Raw genomic sequence first — 18,047 nt, 5'->3', positions numbered from 1 at the left:
GGCGACGTCCATGACATCGGCAAGAACCTCGTCGACATCATCCTGTCCAACAACGGCTACAACGTCGTCAACCTCGGCATCAAGCAGCCGGTCTCGGCGATCCTGGAGGCCGCCGAGGAGCATCGCGCCGATGTCATCGGGATGTCCGGGCTGCTGGTGAAGTCCACGGTGATCATGAAGGAGAACCTGGAGGAGCTCAACCAGCGCAAGATGGCGGCCGACTTCCCCGTCATCCTGGGCGGCGCGGCCCTCACCCGCGCCTACGTCGAGCAGGATCTGCACGAGATCTACGAGGGCGAAGTCCGCTACGCCCGCGACGCGTTCGAGGGCCTGCGCCTGATGGACGCCCTGATCGCCGTCAAGCGCGGAGTGCCGGGCGCCACCCTCCCCGAGCTCAAGCAGCGCCGCGTCCCCAAGCGGGACGCCGCTGTTCTGGAGGTCGAGGAGCCCGAGGGCGCGGTGCGCTCCGACGTCGCCGTCGACAACCCGGTTCCCACCCCGCCGTTCTGGGGCACCCGGGTCGTCAAGGGCATCCAGCTCGCCGACTACGCCTCCTGGCTGGACGAGGGCGCGCTGTTCAAGGGCCAGTGGGGCCTCAAGCAGGCGCGCACCGGCGAAGGTCCGACGTACGAGGAGCTGGTGGAGACCGAGGGCCGCCCCCGGCTGCGCGGCTGGCTCGACAAGCTGCAGACCGAGAACCTGCTGGAAGCCGCCGTCGTACACGGCTACTTCCCCTGCGTGTCCAAGGGCGAGGACCTGATCCTGCTGCACGAGGACGGCACCGAGCGCACCCGCTTCACCTTCCCGCGCCAGCGCCGCGGCCGGCGGCTGTGCCTGGCGGACTACTTCCGCCCGGAGGAGTCCGGCGAGACCGATGTCGTCGGCCTGCAGGTCGTCACCGTCGGCTCGAAGATCGGCGCCGCCACCGCCGAGCTCTTCGAGGCCAACTCCTACCGCGACTACCTCGAACTGCACGGCCTGTCCGTCCAGTTGGCCGAGGCGCTGGCCGAGTACTGGCACGCCCGGGTCCGGGCCGAGCTGGGCTTCGCCGGGGAGGACCCCGACGACGTCGAGGACATGTTCGCGCTCAAGTACCGCGGCGCGCGCTTCTCGCTGGGCTACGGAGCCTGCCCCGACCTGGAGGACCGCGCGAAGATCGCCGACCTCCTGCAGCCGGAGCGGATCGGCGTCGAGCTCTCCGAGGAGTTCCAGCTCCACCCCGAGCAGTCCACCGACGCCATCGTCATCCACCACCCGGAGGCGAAGTACTTCAACGCGCGGTAGCGGGCGGCCCCGCCCGGCCGAGGTCCGGGGGCCTGGTCCCCCCCCCGGGAAGACACGGCGATGCGGGCTGTCAGCGCACGGTCAACGCACGCTGACAGCGCACCGTGACTCCGCGTGAGCACCAGGGCCGTCCGGGTCGCCCCCGGACGGCCCTGACCTGTGTCACCACGCATTCCGGCGCACACCGTCGTACACTTATCGGTCCGGTAGCGGCCGGTCGTTCCCCCCTAGCCGGGGCTGACGACCGGCCCTTTCGTCCCTTCGGGGACTGTCGCAGTGGAGGTGGATGGATGACCAGCAGCATCCCCGCAGTCGGCACCCCAACGGCCGAAGCCGAGACCCTCCAGGCCGTCTTCCTCGACCTGGACGGCACCCTGGTCGACACCGAGGGGTTCTGGTGGGAGGCGGAGGCAGAGGTGTTCGCCGGGCTCGGCCACATTCTGGACGACGCCCACCGCGAGGTGGTGGTCGGCGGCCCGATGACCCGCAGCGCCAACTACCTGATCCAGGTCACCGGCGTCGACATCAGCCTGACCGAGCTCAGCGTGCTGCTCAACGCCGCCTTCCTGGCCCGGATCGGGCGGGGCGTCCCGCTGATGCCCGGTGCCCGCCGACTGCTGGCCGACCTGGCCGCCCACGGGGTGCCCACCGCGCTGGTCTCCGCCTCGCACCGCACCATCGTCGACCGGATGCTGCACTCGCTCGGCCCGGAGAACTTCCGGCTGACGCTCGCCGGCGACGACCTGGCCCGCACCAAGCCGCATCCGGACCCGTATCTGACGGCCGCCGCGCGGCTGGGGGCGGACCCGGCACGCTGCGCGGTCGTCGAGGACACCCTGACCGGCGTGACGGCGGGGGAGGCGGCCGGCTGCCCGGTCGTCGCGGTGCCCTCGGTGACACCGATTCCGCCAGCCGTCGGCCGTACGGTCGTCCGCTCGCTGGAAGAAGTCGATCTGCCATTTCTCCGGGCGCTCATCACGCAAAGTTCTTGACGCGTGCACCGAGCGTGTCACCGGGGAAAGCCGCCGGAACCGAGGGCAGTGGCCCGCTCATTTTCCGTGACGAATGCACTGACTGAATTACCGCCTCGCCGTGGTTCCTTGAATGCGTGACGTTTCTCACGTGCCGGGCCGTCGACAGCTGGGCCCGCAGGTGTTCCAGGGGCCTTCTTGGGGGGTTCCTACGGGGGTAAGTGTCCGGATTGATGGAGCAACGCGCGAATCGTTCCGCCGTCCGGATATCGAGCCTCCCGCATCGTTATCCAAGCGCCATATCGATTCAACTCCGGTGCGTCTCAGCCGGGCTGGCCGTTCCTACTAATGTCGTCGCGAGCAACACCTCTGCGCTGATAAGGAACCTGCCGACGATGAATCGCAAGACCCTGGTGCTGCCGGCGCTGGCCGGTCTCCTTGCCCCCGTTCTCGCTGCCTGCGGAAGCACGGACGGCGCGGACGAAGGCGGCGATCCGATCGTCGTGGGGGTGGCCACGCCCATCGAGGCGACCAAGGCCGCGCCCGCTCCGCTCGACCCGGCACAGGCCTACGACGTCGACGCCTGGAACGTCATGCGCAGCACGCTCCAGACGCTGATGCGGCTGCCCCGCAGCGGCACCGCCCCGGTGCCCGACGCGGCCGAAACCTGCGGGTTCCGCGACACCCAGAACGAGCAGTACCGCTGCACCCTGCGCAGCGGCCTGAAGTTCTCGAACGGGCACGCCCTGACGGCGCAGGACGTCAAGTTCTCCATCGACCGCATGAAGACCATCAACAACACCAACGGTCCGGTCTCCCTGCTCGACGGCATCGACAAGGTCGAGGCGCCCAGCGCCACCGAGGTGGTCTTCCACCTCAACAAGCCCGACGCCACCTTCCCGCAGAAGCTCACCACGCCCGCCGCCGCCATCGTCGACCCCGAGGTCTATCCCAAGGGCCGCCTCTACAGCGGCTTCGACGTGGTCGGCTCCGGCCCCTACACCCTCAAGATCGAGCGCAGCGGCAACCGCATCACCAAGGCCCTCTTCACCAAGAACCCCGAGTACAAGGGCGGGCTGAAGACGCAGAACGACAAGGTCGAGATGCGTTTCTTCACCGACTCCGCGTCCACGGAGAAGGCGCTGCGCAAGGGCACCATCGACGTGATGAACCGCGGCCTGTCGCCCGACCAGGTCAGGGGCCTGCAGAACGCCCGCGACCAGCACATCGCCTTCCAGGAGATGCCCGGCCAGGAGATCCGCTACCTCGCCTTCAACACCAAGGACCCGGCCGTCTCCAACAAGGCCGTCCGGCAGGCGATGGCGCACATAGTCAACCGCTCCGAGCTGGTGCGCAACGTCTACTCGTACACCGGCGACCCGCTCTTCTCGATGGTCCCCACCGGCCTCACCGGCCATGTCAACTCGTTCTTCAACAAGTACGGGAACCCCAGCGTCGCCGCCGCCCGCAAGACCCTGCAGCAGGCGAACATCACCACCCCGGTGAAGTTCACCCTGACCTACACCACGAACCACTACGGCTCCAGCACCGCCAAGGAGGTCCGTGCGCTGCAGAACCAGCTGAACAGCACCAAGCTGTTCGACGTCAGCATCAAGGGCGTCGACAGCTGGCAGCAGTTCCGCACCGACGCCCTCGACGGCAAGTACACCGTCTACAACATGGGCTGGTTCCCCGACATCCCGGACGCCGACAACTACATCGCGCCCTTCATCGGCAAGCAGAACTTCCTCGGCTCGCCCTACCGCAACGGCAGGATCGAGTCGCAGCTGATCCCGGCCAGCCGGCAGCAGAGCGACCGCAACGCCGCCGCGGCCGACTTCAAGCAGGCGCAGAACATCATCGCCGAGGACGTACCGCTGCTCCCGCTGTGGCAGGGCAAGCAGTACGTGGCCGCCCGCGACGACATCACCGGCATCTCGTGGGCCCTCAACTCGTCCTCGGGACTGCAGATCTGGGAGCTCGGCCGCGGCGTCGCCGACTGAGCCCCGCCCCACCATCTGAACACCGCACAACCCGCCGCGGCCTTCCGCCGCGGCCCGACAGGCACCACCCAGAATCGTGAGGACCTTTCAGTGAGGAAGCGTGACCAGTGGCTGGCCGCCCCGATCGGAGCGGGGCTGACAACAGCCCTGCTCGCGCTCGCCGGGTGCGGCACGGACGACTCGGGAGCAGCCGGCAACGGCGAGCCCGTCGTCATGGGAATGACGGACAAGGTCGTGGCCACCGACCCCGCAGCAGGCTACGACGTCGGGTCCTGGCTGTTGTTCAACAACGTCTTCCAGTCCCTGCTGAGCTTCCCCAAGGGCAGCACCACCCCCGAGCCGGAGGCCGCCAAGCGCTGCTCCTTCACCGACAGCGACAGCAAGGTCTACCGCTGCACCCTCAAGGACGGCCTCACCTTCAGCAACGGTGACGCGCTGACCTCCAAGGACGTCAAGTACTCCTTCGACCGCACCAAGCGCATCAACGACAAGAACGGCCCCGCCGTGATGTTCTCCGCGCTGGAGAAGGTCGAGACGCCGGACGCCAAGACCGTGGTCTTCCGCCTGAAGACGCCCGACGCCACCTTCCCCATGAAGATCGCCACGGGCGCCGGCTCCATCGTCGACCACAAGCAGTACCCCGCCGACCGGCTGCGCGCCGACGGCAAGGCCACCGGCTCCGGCGTCTACACCCTCAAGGAGTACGGCCGCACCCAGGCCGTCTTCGGCGTCAACGGCTCCTACAAGGGCCCCGCCGAGATCAAGAACTCCGGCATGACCGTGAAGTTCTTCAACAGCAGCGACAAGCTCAAGAAGGCCGTCCAGAGCGGCGGCGTCGACCTCGCCTACCGTGGCCTGGCCATGAAGGACATCGCCAACCTGGACAACGCCGTGCACCAGCAGCACGGCACCCAGGTCATCGAGGGCGGCAGCGCCGAGGTCATGCACCTGGTCTTCAACCTCAAGGACCCGGTCGCCGGCAAGCTGGGCGTCCGCAAGGCGATCGCCCACCTCCTGGACCGCTCCACGCTCGTGCGGGACGTCTACCAGCGCACCGCCGAGCCGCTCTACTCGATCGTCCCGGCGGGCATCACCGGCCACAACACCGCCTTCTTCAACACCTACGGCGACCGCCCGCAGCCCGACAAGGCCAAGGCCGCGCTGCGCTCCGAGGGCCTCAACGGCAAGGTGCCGCTCACGCTCTACGCCACCCCCGACCGGTTCGGCCCGGGCACCGTTCCCGCCTTCCAGGAGATCGCCCAACAGCTCAACGCCAGCGGCCTGTTCGACGCCAAGGTGCGCTCCGTGCCCACCGCGGAGTACGACAAGGGTGTGCGCGACGGCCGGTTCGGCGTCTACGTCAAGGGCTGGGTCCCCGACTACCCGGACCCCGACAACTTCACCCAGCCGTTCTTCGGCAAGGACAGCGTCCTGTCCAACAACTACAACTCGTCCGACATCACCGGCCGGCTGCTGCCCAAGACCGCCGACCAGCCGGACCGCGCCGCCACCAAGGCCGCCTTCCGGGAGCTGCAGGACATCATCGCCAAGGACCTGCCGATCATCCCGATCTGGCAGGGCAAGCAGTACGCCGTGGCCCGTGAGGGCGTCAGCGGCCTGGAATGGACCCTGGACTCCTCGACCGTCTTCCGGTTCTGGGAGATCCGCAAGTCCGCCGACGCCTGACCGGGCGCCACACACGGCGGCGGGGCCGGCCCGGGGACTCCCCGGACCGGCCCCGCCGCCGTATCGCCGTACCACGCGCCCCGCGGGCCAGGACCCGCCTACTGCGCCCCCGGGCGCACCAGACCGCTCTCGTACGCATACACCGCCGCCTGCACACGGTCGCGCAGCCCCAGCTTCGTCAGCACATGGCCCACATGCGTCTTGACCGTCGTCTCGCTCACGAACAGATCCGCGGCGATCTCCGCATTCGACAACCCGCGCGCCACCAGCTTGAGCACCTCCACCTCGCGCTCGGTGAGGGTGTGCAGGGTGTCCGGCACCGGCTCCTCGCCCGACGGCAGATGCCCGGCGTACTTGTCCAGCAGCCGCCGCGTGATGCTCGGCGCCAGCATGGCCTCGCCCGCCGCCACCACCCGGATGGCCTGCACCAGCTCATTGGCCGGCGCGTCCTTCAGCAGAAAGCCGCTGGCCCCGGCCCGCAGCGCCTCGACGACATACTCGTCCAGGTCGAAGGTCGTCAGCACCAGCACCTTCGCCGGGCCGTCCTTCGCCGGACCGGTGATCTGCCGGGTCGCCTCGACACCGTCCATCCGGGGCATCCGGATGTCCATCAGCACCACATCGGGCTGCAGCGCCCGCACCTGCTCCAGCGCCTGCAGACCGTCACCTGCCTCCCCGACGACCGCCAGGTCCTGCTCCGCCTCCAGAATCATCCGGAATCCCGTACGCAGCAGGGGCTGGTCGTCGACCAGCAGGACGCGGATGGCCACGAGCTCTCCTTCGTTGTGCCCGGACAGGGGCTAGCACCTGTCCGGGCGCTAGATCGTCTCCATTCTGCCCTGTGGCACCCCGCCACCGGGCGCCGGGCGCACCTCCAGCGGATACACCGGGGGAGTACCGCCGAATTCCGGACAGTGCGCCTGATGGTCGCACCAGCCGCACAGCTTCGTCGGACGCGGCCGCCAGTCACCGGTCTCCGTCGCCAGCCGGATCGCGTCCCACAACGCCAGCAACTTCCGCTCCACGGCCCGCAGATCGGCCTCACCCGGGTCGTACGTCACCACATCGCCGCTGCCCAGATACACCAGCTGCAGCCGCCGCGGCACCACACCGCGCAGCCGCCACATCACCAGCGCGTAGAACTTCATCTGGAACAGCGCGCCCTCGGCGAACTGCGGCCGCGGCGCCTTGCCCGTCTTGTAGTCGACGATCCGCACCTCACCCGTCGGCGCGACGTCCACCCGGTCGATGAAGCCCCTCAGCTGGAGCCCCGAATCCAGCACCGTCTCCACATACAGCTCGCGGTCGGCCGGCTCCAGCCGCGTCGGATCCTCCAGCGAGAACCACCGCTCCACCAGCGCCTCGGCCTCCGCCAGCCACCCCGCCAGCCGCTCACCCCCCGGGTCGTCCGCGAACAGCTCCGCCAGCTCCGGCCGCTTGGCCAGCAGCTTCTCCCACTCGCCCGGCACCATCGCGCGCGCCCCGGACGCCGTACGCTCCACCGCCGGCGCGTCGAAGAGCCGCTCCAGCACCGCATGGACGACCGTGCCCCGCGTCGCCGCCGCACTCGGCTTCTCCGGCAGCCTGTCGATCACCCGGAAGCGGTACAGCAGCGGACACTGCATGAAATCGCTCGCCCGCGACGGCGACAGCGCCACCGGCGCCCGCGCCGGCTCCCCGCCCGGCCCCGCCCCGGCCGCCTCGATACCCCGCGTGCCCGCCTCGGCCTGCTCCGTGCTCCATCCCATGCACAAAACCCTACGGCCCGCCACTGACAAGCGCCGACCGGCCACGAGCGGTAAGGGCCCCGCAGCGGACCGGGCCCGAACGCTCCGCATACCATCGACGCCGGACCCCTTCTCCCTGCATGATCGAGATATCAGGCCGAGCAGGGGCGAATGCCGTATTCGATGAGGGGACGCCACACCGTGGACGACAGCGGGAAACCGCAGGACCCCGAGGAGTCCGTGCGGCCCCAGCCGCCCGGGCGGCCCGAGGAGACCAACCGGCCCAAGCTGCCCCCGCCGGACAAGAAGGGCAGCGGAGGCGGCATCCTGATGGGCCGTCCCTTCGGCGTACCCGTCTACGTCGCCCCCAGCTGGTTCCTCGTCGCGGCCCTGATCACCTGGGTCTTCGGCGGCCAACTGGAGCGGGTGCTGCCCGAACTCGGCGCGGCCCGCTACCTCGTCTCGCTCTTCTTCGCCGTCGCCTTCTACGCCTCGGTGCTCGTCCACGAGCTGGCGCACACCGTCGCCGCGCTCCGCTTCAAGCTCCCCGTACGCCGCATCCAGCTGCAGTTCTTCGGCGGCGTCTCGGAGATCGAGAAGGAGACCGAGACCCCCGGCCGGGAGTTCGTCCTCGCCTTCGTCGGCCCGCTGCTCTCCCTCGTCCTGGCCGGCGTCTTCTACGCCGGTATGCACACGGTCGAGCCCGGCACCGTCCCCGGCGTCCTGCTCGCCGGCCTGATGATCTCCAACCTCATCGTCGCGGTCTTCAACCTGCTGCCCGGCCTGCCCCTGGACGGCGGCCGGATGCTGCGCGCCGTCGTGTGGAAGATCACCGGCAACCCCATGAGCGGCACCGTCGCCGCCGCCTGGGTCGGCCGCGCGCTCGCCGTCGCCGTCCTCATCGGCCTGCCGCTGCTCACCCACACCGGCGCCCTCGGCAACGCCCGCCCCGAGATCGGCGGCGCCGACTCGCTCACCGACGCCCTGCTCGCCGCGATCCTCGCCGCCATCATCTGGACCGGCGCCGGCAACAGCCTGCGCATGGCCCGGCTGCGCGAACGCCTCCCCGACCTCACCGCCCGCACCCTGACCCGCCGCGCCGTCCCCGTCGAGACCGCCACACCGCTCTCCGAGGCGCTGCGCCGCGCGAACGACGCCGGCGCCCGCGCCCTGGTCGTCGTCGACCCCCAGGGCACGCCCACCGCCCTCGTACGCGAGGCCGCCATCGTCGGCGTCCCCGACCACCGCCGTCCCTGGGTCCCCGTCGGCACCCTCGCCCAGGACCTCAAGGACGGCATGCGGGTCTCCGCCGAACTCGCCGGCGAGGACCTCCTGGAATACCTGCGCGCCACCCCCGCCACCGAGTACCTCGTCGTCGAGGAGACCGGCGAGATCTACGGCGTACTGTCCACCGCCGACGTCGAACGGGCCTTCGTCTCCGCCATGGCCCGCAAGGCGGCTTGACGGGCCTCGGCTCGCCCTGAGCCGCGCCCCGGCCCGCCCGCTGGTCCGCGGCGCTCCAACGGGCCGGTAGGCTGGTCACATGTCCGAACCGACCGGTGCCGCCCGCCGTCGCGGGCCCTTCAAGGTCGGGGACCAGGTCCAGCTCACCGACCCCAAGGGACGCCACTACACCTTCACGCTCGAAGAGGGCAAGAGCTTCCACACCCACAAGGGAGCCTTCCCCCACGACGAGCTGATCGGTGCTCCCGAGGGCAGCGTTGTCCGTACCACCGGGAACGTCGCCTACCTCGCGCTGCGCCCGCTGCTCCCCGACTACGTCCTGTCCATGCCCCGCGGCGCCGCCGTGGTCTACCCCAAGGACGCGGGGCAGATCCTGGCGATGGCCGACATCTTCCCCGGCGCCCGCGTCGTCGAGGCCGGTGTGGGCTCCGGCTCGCTGAGCAGCTTCCTGCTGCGCGCCATCGGCGACGACGGCATGCTGCACTCCTACGAGCGCCGCGCCGACTTCGCCGAGATCGCCACCCAGAACGTGGAGCGTTACTTCGGGGGCCCGCACCCCGCATGGACGCTCACCGTCGGTGACCTCCAGGACAACCTCTCCGACACCGACGTCGACCGCGTCATCCTCGACATGCTCGCCCCCTGGGAGTGCCTGGAGGCCGTCTCCAAGGCCCTGGTCCCCGGCGGCATCCTCTGCGCCTACGTCGCCACGACCACGCAGATGGCCCGCACCGTCGAGGCGATCCGCGAGCACGGCACCTTCAACGAGCCGTCGGCCTGGGAAACCATGGTCCGCACCTGGCACGTCGAGGGCCTCGCCGTCCGCCCCGACCACCGCATGATCGGCCACACCGGCTTCCTGCTCACCGCCCGCCGCCTCGCCGACGGCGTCGAGCCCCCGCTGCGCCGCCGCCGCCCCGCCAAGGGCGCGTACGGCGAGGACTACACCGGCCCCGGAAAGGACCAGGCAGCCGCCAACGGGCGCGACTGACGCTCCCGGCCCAGGGCACGACCGACCGCACCCCACCAACGGGCGCGACCGACCGCTCTCGGCCAACGGGCGCGACCGGCTGCTCCCGGCCATCGGGCGTGACCGGCCGCTCCGGGCTGAGGACGCGAACGACCGCCCCACCTGCTGAGGGCGCGGCTGACCGTTCCCCGGCAGGCGCGACAGGCCGCCCCCGCCCGCCGGCGGGGGACCGGCCGCCCCCGCGCGCGACAGGCCGGCCTCACCCGCCACCGAACCCCTGGGCGCCGCCGACGAGTTCCCCCTCCGGGGAACCGCCGGCGGCGCCGCGTCCGTTCACCGGCCAGGGGCCCGCACGACCCCTACGGGATGCCCTGCCGGATGCCCTACGGGACCCCTTACAGGATCCGTACGGGAAACCCGGAAAACTCCGGCCCAGCTGGTTCCTTGCCGCCCCCTCCTGTGGAACGATGCTGGGCACTCCCACCGGCACAGCACTTCACAGGAGTTACCCCGCGTGCAGCCCATGGCAGGCCAGGACCTCTTGCACACCCAGCCGCGGCCCATGCACTGGCTAGCCACCGCCACCGCCATCTCGGCGGTCGTCGCGGCCGCGTCGTTCGTCCAGCCCCCCGACGCCACCGCCACGCCCTCCCACGACGCCAAGGCCGGCCGCCGCTCCGCCGCCGCTCCCGACCCGAGCCGGGTGACCTTTCCCGTCGACTGCGGACCCAACCGCCTCGACGTGGTGAAGAAGGCCTCCGGCGACCTCGACGGCGACGGTACGACCGAGACCGTCGCGGTGGTCCGCTGCCACACCGAGACCGGCACCCCGCCCAGCAGCGTCTTCGTCCTCGCGGCCCGGCCCACGGACCCGAAGGCCCCGCCGCGGGTCGTGGCGACGCTCCTGGCGCCCGAGCAGCGGCTCAGCGTCCAGAACCTCGCCCTCAAGGACGGCGCGGTCTCAGCGGAGCTGCTGGGCTACTCCGACCTCGACGTACCGCGCTGCTGCCCGGACGTGCGCAAGAACGTCAAGTGGCAATGGCAGGGCGGGAAGTTCGTCGAGAGCGAACTTCCCGCCGTGATGAGCACCGAGCGTGCCTGACCGGCCACCCGGCGTGCCCGAGGGGAGCGTTCCGCTCCCCGGGGGTTACTCCGCGTCCGGGCCGTAGACCTCGACGAGATCGCTGACGCGGCGCACGTGGATGCAGTCCCCGGGGCACTCCTTCGCGGAGTCCCGCACGTCATCGAGCAGCTTCAGCGGGACGGGCGTTGTGGCCCCCTTGTCCTGCAGCAGCTCGTCATCGGCGCTCTTCACATAGGCCAGACCGTCGATATCGAGCTCGAAGACCTCCGGCGCGTACTGCGCACAGATCCCGTCTCCGGTGCACAGGTCCTGGTCGATCCAGACTTCCAGCTCTGGGGCTTCGTCCTGCGCGGTCATCTCGCCTGCCGTTCCTGCGTACGTGAACCGTATTTGTCTAAGTGGCGCCAGCCCTGACGGGTGTTGACCGACTCGACGATACAACCGCTCGCTTTCCGATGTTGTTGGGTGGGTATTCCCTTGGCGTGAGGACGTGCGCAAGGGTGAAGATCGGACACACCCCGACAGTCTTTTCGATCTAGGGGTTTCAACCTGCACCGGCCCAGGTAGGGTCAGGAAGCGTCCAGCTCCTTGGAGGAGGTGAGGACCGTGGCAGCCCACGACGACGACATCAACCGCGGCATCCGGCCGGGGCGGGGGTCTGAAGATCCCGCCGGTCAGGTTGCCTATCTCGAGCAGGAGATCGCCGTCCTGCGACGCAAGCTCGCCGACTCTCCGCGTCACACGAGGATTCTCGAAGAGCGGATCGTCGAGCTGCAGACCAACCTGGCCGGCGTCTCGGCGCAGAACGAGCGTCTCGCCAATACTCTCCGCGAGGCCCGCGACCAGATCGTCGCCCTCAAGGAGGAGGTCGACCGGCTCGCACAGCCGCCGGCCGGCTTCGGTGTCTTCCTGCAGGCGAATGAGGACGGCACGGTCGACATTTTCACCGGAGGCAGAAAACTCCGGGTCAATGTCAGCCCGAGCGTGGAGACCGAGGACCTCAGGCGCGGCCAGGAGGTCATGCTCAACGAAGCGCTCAATGTGGTCGAGGCCATGGAGTTCGAGAGCGCCGGCGACATCGTCACCCTCAAGGAGATCCTTGAGGACGGCGAGCGCGCCCTGGTCATCGGGCACACCGACGAGGAGCGGGTGGTGAGGCTCGCCGAGCCGCTGCTGGACACCACCATCCGCCCCGGCGACGCCCTGCTGCTCGAATCCCGCTCCGGCTACGTCTACGAAGTCATCCCGAAGAGCGAGGTCGAGGAACTAGTCCTCGAAGAGGTCCCGGACATCGACTACACCAAGATCGGCGGTCTGGGCGGCCAGATCGAACTGATCCGGGACGCGGTCGAGCTCCCGTACCTCTACCCCGACCTCTTCAAGGAGCACGAACTCCGCCCGCCCAAGGGCGTCTTGCTCTACGGCCCGCCGGGCTGCGGCAAGACACTCATCGCCAAGGCGGTCGCCAACTCCCTTGCCAAGAAGGTCGCCGAGGTGACCGGGCAGCCCGCGGGGAAGAGCTTCTTCCTCAACATCAAGGGCCCCGAGCTGCTCAACAAGTACGTCGGCGAGACGGAGCGGCACATCCGGCTGATCTTCCAGCGCGCCAGGGAGAAGGCCAGCGAGGGCACCCCCGTCATCGTCTTCTTCGACGAGATGGACTCCCTCTTCCGTACCCGGGGGTCCGGAGTCAGCTCGGACGTGGAGAACACCATCGTCCCCCAGCTGCTCTCCGAGATCGACGGCGTCGAAGGCCTCGAGAACGTGATCGTGATCGGTGCCTCCAACCGCGAGGACATGATCGACCCGGCGATCCTGCGCCCCGGCCGCCTCGACGTGAAGATCAAGATCGAGCGCCCGGACGCGGAGGCCGCCAAGGACATCTTCTCGAAGTACCTCACGGAGAATCTCCCGCTGCACGCCGACGACCTCGCCGAACACGGTGAGTCGCGTAAGGCCGCGGTCAGCGGAATGATTCAGTCCGTCGTCGAGCAGATGTACGCGGAATCCGAGGAGAATCGCTTCCTGGAGGTCACCTACGCCAATGGTGACAAGGAAGTCCTTTACTTCAAGGACTTCAACTCCGGTGCGATGATCGAAAATATCGTAGGACGCGCAAAGAAGATGGCCATCAAGGCCTTCCTCGAACACAACCAGAAGGGTCTGCGGGTCTCCCACCTCCTCCAGGCATGCGTGGACGAGTTCAAGGAGAACGAGGACCTGCCCAACACCACGAACCCGGACGACTGGGCCCGGATCTCCGGAAAGAAGGGCGAGCGGATCGTATACATCCGCACGCTGGTCACCGGAAAACAGGGTGCCGACACCGGTCGCTCCATCGACACGGTGGCGAATACCGGCCAATACCTGTAACACCGCTCTCCGGCTGCGGATGTCCTGCACGGGGCGTCCGCAGCCGGACGCTTTTCCGGGGGCGCCACCGCCGCCCCCTAAAGGCGCGATGGACCAGGGAAAACCGGACTGGAGCAATGACTGTAATGATCTCCCCAGCGCCGCAAAGGCGTTCTAGGCTCTTCGGTACCGCTGCGTCACGCTGTGCGGGCGTGGGGCACGCACACGGAAGGCAGGCACAGCGGTACTTGAGCGCCGACCCCATCCGGGGGCGCCGCCGGGCAAGGAGGGCCGCATGACCGTACGGCGAGTAATGGGAATCGAGACGGAGTACGGGATCTCCGTCCCCGGCCACCCGAACGCCAATGCCATGCTCACCTCATCCCAGGTAGTCAACGCCTACGCGGCCGCGATGCACCGGGCACGCCGTGCCCGCTGGGATTTCGAGGAGGAGAACCCGCTGCGGGACGCCCGCGGCTTCGACCTCGCACGCGAGAACGCCGACTCCAGCCAGCTCACCGACGAGGACATCGGCCTGGCCAATGTGATCCTCACCAACGGCGCCAGGCTCTACGTCGACCACGCACACCCCGAATACAGCGCCCCCGAGGTCACCAATCCGCGTGACGCCGTCCTCTGGGACAAGGCCGGCGAGCGGATCATGGCCGAGGCCGCCGAGCGGGCCGCCCAGGTCCCCGGCGCCCAGCCCATCCACCTCTACAAGAACAACACCGACAACAAGGGCGCCTCCTACGGGACGCACGAGAACTACCTGATGAAGCGGGAGACCCCCTTCTCGGACATCGTGCGGCACCTGACGCCGTTCTTCGTCTCCCGCCAGGTGGTCACCGGCGCCGGCCGGGTCGGCATCGGTCAGGACGGCCACGAGCACGGCTTCCAGATCAGCCAGCGCGCCGACTACTTCGAGGTGGAGGTCGGCCTGGAGACGACCCTCAAGCGGCCCATCATCAACACCCGCGACGAACCGCACGCGGACGCGGAGAAGTACCGCCGGCTCCATGTGATCATCGGCGACGCGAACCTCTCGGAGATCTCCACCTACCTGAAGCTGGGCACCACCGCCCTGGTGCTGTCCATGATCGAGGACGGCTTCATCGCCGTCGACCTCGCCGTCGAGCAGCCCGTACGGACCCTCCACCAGGTCTCGCACGACCCCACCCTGCAACACCTGATCACCCTCCGCAGCGGCCGCACGCTCACCGCCGTGCAGCTCCAGATGGAGTACTTCGAGCTGGCCCGCAAATACGTCGAGGACCGCTACGGAGCGGATGCGGACGAGCAGACCAAGGACGTCCTCACCCGGTGGGAGGACGTGCTCGGCCGGCTGGAGAACGACCCGATGAGCCTGTCCGGCGAGCTCGACTGGGTCGCCAAGCGCGAGCTCATGGAGGGCTACCGCCGCCGTGACGGCCTGGACTGGGACGCGGCCCGGCTCCACCTCATCGACCTGCAGTACGCCGACGTACGCCCCGAGAAGGGCCTGTACAACCGTCTGGCGGCCCGCGGGAAGATGAAGCGGCTCCTGGACGAGCCCGACGTCCAGAGGGCCCAGCAGAAGCCCCCAGAGGACACCAGGGCGTACTTCCGCGGCCGCTGCCTGGAGCAGTACGCGGACGACGTCGCGGCCGCCTCGTGGGATTCGGTCATCTTCGACCTCCCGGGCCGTGACTCCCTGCAACGGGTTCCCACGCTGGAGCCGCTGCGCGGGACCCGCAGGCACGTCAAGGAGCTTCTGGACCGCTGTCGTACCGCAGAGGAGCTGGTGAGGACGCTTTCCGGCCGTTGACCAACGGCAGGTCCACGACAAAATTCGCGGCGATCCACAGCTGCTTCGCGGCTGAAATCGCCGCGATGCGGGAATCATCGAGGTGACTCCCGGGCGTTGCAGCAAGTGCAGGGCCGATGTCGGACCCTGCTTGTAGGGTCGGATCTTGAAGGTCACATCGAGCGGGGCGAACCGAGCGGGGTGAGGGATATGGCGACCAAGGACAGCGGCGGCGGACAGGCCAAGGCCACGCGTTCCACGGAAGAGGTCGAGGAGCAGACACAGGACGCGCAGGCCTCGGAAGACCTCAAGGAGCGCCAGGAGAAGCTGAGCGACGACGTCGACTCGGTCCTGGATGAAATCGACGATGTGCTCGAAGAGAACGCCGAGGACTTCGTTCGGTCCTTCGTTCAAAAGGGCGGGCAATAGCGAGTGCTGGGCCACTTTCGCCTTTGAATCAAAGGTCGGGGGGTTTGGGGAGTGGCTGCCGAATCGGACGGGAAGCAGTGCACGGGCTGCGAGCGGGATCTGCCTGTCACTGCGTTCGCGCGGGACAAGAATCGGCGTGATGGTCTCCAGGTGCGGTGCCGGGAGTGTGTGGCGCAGTACAGCGCCGCGCGCTACCGGCGCCGCCGGGCGGCGAGGTCAAGCCTCACACATGCCGGGCGGTCCAGGGGCGCCAAGGCCACCTGAAGCGCCACTACGGCATGAGCGAAGCCGAGCGCGACGCGCTCATCAAGGAGCAGCGCTGGATGTGCGCGATCTGCCTGGATGCCGACCCCGTGCATGTGGATCACGATCACGAGACGGGTAGGGTCCGAGGCGTACTGTGCTTCAGTTGCAACGCAGCCTTGGGTCAATTCAAGGATCGGCCGGACGTCTTGAGGCGGGCGGCCGAGTATCCGGAAGGAAAAGTGTGGAAGCCAATACTCGAAGCACCGGGCGTCTACCAGCTGCCTTCCTGACGCCTGGGTCCTCGTCGTTCATGGACTTTCTCGGGGCGCACTCGCCCGATCTGCTGCCGGGCAACCGCCCGTTGCCGCCGGTGCAGGGGGCCGTCGAGGCGCCGCACGGCACGACGATCGTGGCGGCGACGTTCCCGGGTGGTGTGGTGCTCGCCGGTGACCGGCGGGCCACTATGGGCAACGTCATCGCGCAGCGCGACATCGAGAAGGTTTTCCCGGCCGACGAGTACAGCGCGGTGGGCATCGCCGGCACGGCCGGTCTCGCCGTTGAGATGGTCAAGCTCTTCCAGCTGGAGCTGGAGCACTTCGAGAAGGTCGAGGGTGCCCAACTCTCCTTGGAGGGCAAGGCGAATCGTCTGTCGACGATGATTCGCAGCAATCTCGGGATGGCGATGCAGGGTCTGGCCGTGGTGCCGTTGTTCGCCGGCTTCGACCTCGACCGTGAGAAGGGCCGGATCTTCTCGTACGACGTGACCGGCGGCCGGTCGGAGGAGCGCGGGTTCGCGGCGACGGGTTCCGGCTCGGTCTTCGCGCGCAGCGCTCTGAAGAAGCTCTACAAGGAGGACTTCACGGAGGATCAGGCCGCCACGGCGGTCGTCCAGGCGCTGTACGACGCGGCTGACGACGACTCGGCGACCGGTGGGCCCGATATGGCGCGGCGGATCTATCCGATCGTCACGGTGATCACGGATGAGGGCTTCAGGAAGCTGGCCGACTCCGAGGTCGCGGAGATCGTCCGTGCCGTTCATGAGCGCCGTCTCGACCAGCCCGACGGGCCGCGCGCCGCGCTGCTCTGACGGGACGGATGTTCCGTAATGCCGCCACTGAGAGAGCTTTTGACAGGAAGGGACGGATAGCCGGTGTCGACGCCGTTCTATGTCTCACCCCAGCAGGCCATGGCCGACCGTGCCGAGTACGCCCGCAAGGGCATTGCGCGCGGCCGCAGTGTCGTGGTGCTGCAGTACGCCGACGGCGTGGTCTTCGTCGCCGAGAATCCCTCCCGCGCCCTGCACAAGGTCAGCGAGATCTATGACCGGATCGCCTTTGCGGCGGTCGGCAAGTACAACGAGTTCGAGAATCTGCGGATCGGCGGGGTGCGCTACGCCGACCTGCGCGGTTACACCTACGACCGTGAGGACGTCACCGCGCGCGGCCTCGCCAATGTCTACGCCCAGACGCTCGGCACGATCTTCTCCAGCGCCGCCGAGAAGCCGTACGAGGTCGAGCTGATCGTCGCCGAGGTCGGCAGTGCTCCCGAGGACGACCAGATCTACCGGCTGCCGCACGACGGCTCGATCGTCGACGAGCACGGCTCGGTCGCGGTCGGTGGCAACGCGGATCAGATCAGCAGCTACCTCGACCAGCGTCACCGCGACGGTATGACGCTGTCCGAGGCGCTGAAGCTGGCCATGGAGTCGCTGTCGCGGGACACCAACGGCGGCGAGCGCACGCTGACCGCCGAGCAGCTGGAGGTCGCCACGCTGGACCGCACGCGGCCGCAGCAGCGCAAGTTCAAGCGGATCCTGGGCCGCCAGCTGTCCCGTCTGCTGGAGGGGGACGGCGGCGCGGATGCCGAGGAGCCGGAGGCGGACGCGGAGGCCGGTGGCGCCGGGACCGCCGCCGAGGAGAGCGGCGGCAAGGCCTCGGGCGGCAAGGCCACCAAGGGCAAGCGGGCTACCGGCAAGGACGGTGCGGACAAGGACGGTCCCGAAGGGGAGCCGCTGCTCTGACGTACCGCTTCCGGGCCGGTTGTCC

At 68.8% G+C, this 18,047-nt stretch carries 16 protein-coding genes; 13 read left to right on the top strand and 3 right to left on the bottom strand.

Annotation, left to right across the window (positions count from 1 at the left end; translation table 11 throughout):
- The 4 genes from ACWD6P_RS31180 to ACWD6P_RS31165 form a co-directional block, all read left to right on the top strand.
- Nucleotides 1–1,284, top strand: a 1,284-nt coding sequence (locus ACWD6P_RS31180) for a vitamin B12 dependent-methionine synthase activation domain-containing protein (RefSeq protein WP_451447523.1), incomplete at its 5' end; no start/stop codon positions are given.
- A 290-nt stretch (nt 1,285–1,574) separates the two neighbouring features.
- Nucleotides 1,575–2,276: an HAD family hydrolase gene (locus tag ACWD6P_RS31175; protein ID WP_451447522.1), complete on the top strand. Its 702-nt coding sequence runs from the start codon at nt 1,575–1,577 to the stop codon at nt 2,274–2,276.
- A gap of 374 nt (nt 2,277–2,650) precedes the next feature.
- A complete protein-coding gene (locus ACWD6P_RS31170) occupies nt 2,651–4,258 on the top strand; it encodes an ABC transporter substrate-binding protein (RefSeq protein ID WP_451447521.1) in 1,608 nt (535 codons plus the stop codon).
- Between the two features lie 90 nt (nt 4,259–4,348).
- The gene (locus ACWD6P_RS31165; RefSeq protein ID WP_451447520.1) at nt 4,349–5,944 is read left to right on the top strand and encodes an ABC transporter substrate-binding protein; all 1,596 of its coding nucleotides are present in this window, start codon (nt 4,349–4,351) and stop codon (nt 5,942–5,944) included.
- A gap of 98 nt (nt 5,945–6,042) precedes the next feature.
- On the opposite strand, the gene ACWD6P_RS31160 is transcribed toward ACWD6P_RS31165, so the two are convergent.
- The gene (locus ACWD6P_RS31160) at nt 6,043–6,714 is read right to left on the bottom strand and encodes a response regulator (RefSeq protein ID WP_018087782.1); all 672 of its coding nucleotides are present in this window, start codon (nt 6,712–6,714) and stop codon (nt 6,043–6,045) included.
- A 48-nt stretch (nt 6,715–6,762) separates the two neighbouring features.
- A complete protein-coding gene (locus ACWD6P_RS31155) occupies nt 6,763–7,692 on the bottom strand; it encodes a RecB family exonuclease (RefSeq protein ID WP_451447519.1) in 930 nt (309 codons plus the stop codon).
- Nucleotides 7,693–7,872: 180 nt separating this feature from the next.
- On the opposite strand from ACWD6P_RS31155, the gene ACWD6P_RS31150 reads away from it, so the two are divergent.
- The 3 genes from ACWD6P_RS31150 (at nt 7,873) to ACWD6P_RS31140 (ending at nt 11,207) form a co-directional block, all read left to right on the top strand.
- Nucleotides 7,873–9,135: a site-2 protease family protein gene (locus ACWD6P_RS31150; protein WP_451447518.1), complete on the top strand. Its 1,263-nt coding sequence runs from the start codon at nt 7,873–7,875 to the stop codon at nt 9,133–9,135.
- A 79-nt stretch (nt 9,136–9,214) separates the two neighbouring features.
- On the top strand, nt 9,215–10,126 hold the full coding sequence (locus ACWD6P_RS31145; RefSeq protein ID WP_451447517.1) for a tRNA (adenine-N1)-methyltransferase: 912 nt from the start codon (nt 9,215–9,217) through the stop codon (nt 10,124–10,126).
- A 493-nt stretch (nt 10,127–10,619) separates the two neighbouring features.
- The gene (locus ACWD6P_RS31140) at nt 10,620–11,207 is read left to right on the top strand and encodes a hypothetical protein (protein WP_451447516.1); all 588 of its coding nucleotides are present in this window, start codon (nt 10,620–10,622) and stop codon (nt 11,205–11,207) included.
- Nucleotides 11,208–11,252: 45 nt separating this feature from the next.
- Here ACWD6P_RS31140 and ACWD6P_RS31135 read toward each other — a convergent pair whose 3' ends face one another.
- Nucleotides 11,253–11,546, bottom strand: a complete 294-nt coding sequence (locus ACWD6P_RS31135) for a ferredoxin (protein WP_451447515.1) — start codon at nt 11,544–11,546, stop codon at nt 11,253–11,255.
- 249 nt (nt 11,547–11,795) lie between these two features.
- On the opposite strand from ACWD6P_RS31135, the gene arc reads away from it, so the two are divergent.
- From arc to prcA, 6 genes are all read left to right on the top strand, one after another.
- Nucleotides 11,796–13,562 (top strand): proteasome ATPase, encoded by a 1,767-nt coding sequence (arc, locus tag ACWD6P_RS31130; RefSeq protein WP_451447514.1) that lies wholly within the window; start codon nt 11,796–11,798, stop codon nt 13,560–13,562.
- Nucleotides 13,563–13,836: 274 nt separating this feature from the next.
- Nucleotides 13,837–15,348: a depupylase/deamidase Dop gene (gene dop, locus ACWD6P_RS31125; protein ID WP_451447513.1), complete on the top strand. Its 1,512-nt coding sequence runs from the start codon at nt 13,837–13,839 to the stop codon at nt 15,346–15,348.
- Nucleotides 15,349–15,537: 189 nt separating this feature from the next.
- Nucleotides 15,538–15,756 (top strand): ubiquitin-like protein Pup, encoded by a 219-nt coding sequence (locus ACWD6P_RS31120; RefSeq protein WP_006607619.1) that lies wholly within the window; start codon nt 15,538–15,540, stop codon nt 15,754–15,756.
- A 278-nt stretch (nt 15,757–16,034) separates the two neighbouring features.
- A complete protein-coding gene (locus ACWD6P_RS31115) occupies nt 16,035–16,292 on the top strand; it encodes an endonuclease VII domain-containing protein (RefSeq protein ID WP_451447512.1) in 258 nt (85 codons plus the stop codon).
- Nucleotides 16,244–17,089: a proteasome subunit beta gene (gene prcB / locus ACWD6P_RS31110; protein ID WP_451447511.1), complete on the top strand. Its 846-nt coding sequence runs from the start codon at nt 16,244–16,246 to the stop codon at nt 17,087–17,089. The genes ACWD6P_RS31115 and prcB overlap by 49 nt, the downstream gene beginning before the upstream one ends.
- Before the next feature lie 63 nt (nt 17,090–17,152).
- Nucleotides 17,153–18,022 carry a proteasome subunit alpha gene (gene prcA / locus ACWD6P_RS31105; protein WP_451447510.1) on the top strand — a complete coding sequence of 290 codons (870 nt, stop codon included), beginning with the start codon at nt 17,153–17,155 and terminating at the stop codon, nt 18,020–18,022.
- Nucleotides 18,023–18,047: the final 25 nt, after the last annotated feature.

It is taken from the genome of Streptomyces sp. NPDC002446, assembly GCF_053595675.1.
The sequence above is the reverse complement of the archived record's forward strand: the minus strand, read 5'-3'. Positions and strand labels throughout refer to the sequence as shown.

Coding starts and splice junctions, on each gene's coding strand:
- ACWD6P_RS31175 (WP_451447522.1), top strand. CDS start 1,575: ATGACCAGCAGCATCCCCGCAGTCGGCACCCCAACGGCCGAAGCCGAG.
- ACWD6P_RS31170 (WP_451447521.1), top strand. CDS start 2,651: ATGAATCGCAAGACCCTGGTGCTGCCGGCGCTGGCCGGTCTCCTTGCC.
- ACWD6P_RS31155 (WP_451447519.1), bottom strand. CDS start 7,692: ATGGGATGGAGCACGGAGCAGGCCGAGGCGGGCACGCGGGGTATCGAG.
- ACWD6P_RS31145 (WP_451447517.1), top strand. CDS start 9,215: ATGTCCGAACCGACCGGTGCCGCCCGCCGTCGCGGGCCCTTCAAGGTC.
- ACWD6P_RS31135 (WP_451447515.1), bottom strand. CDS start 11,546: ATGACCGCGCAGGACGAAGCCCCAGAGCTGGAAGTCTGGATCGACCAG.
- dop (WP_451447513.1), top strand. CDS start 13,837: ATGACCGTACGGCGAGTAATGGGAATCGAGACGGAGTACGGGATCTCC.
- ACWD6P_RS31120 (WP_006607619.1), top strand. CDS start 15,538: ATGGCGACCAAGGACAGCGGCGGCGGACAGGCCAAGGCCACGCGTTCC.
- ACWD6P_RS31115 (WP_451447512.1), top strand. CDS start 16,035: ATGAGCGAAGCCGAGCGCGACGCGCTCATCAAGGAGCAGCGCTGGATG.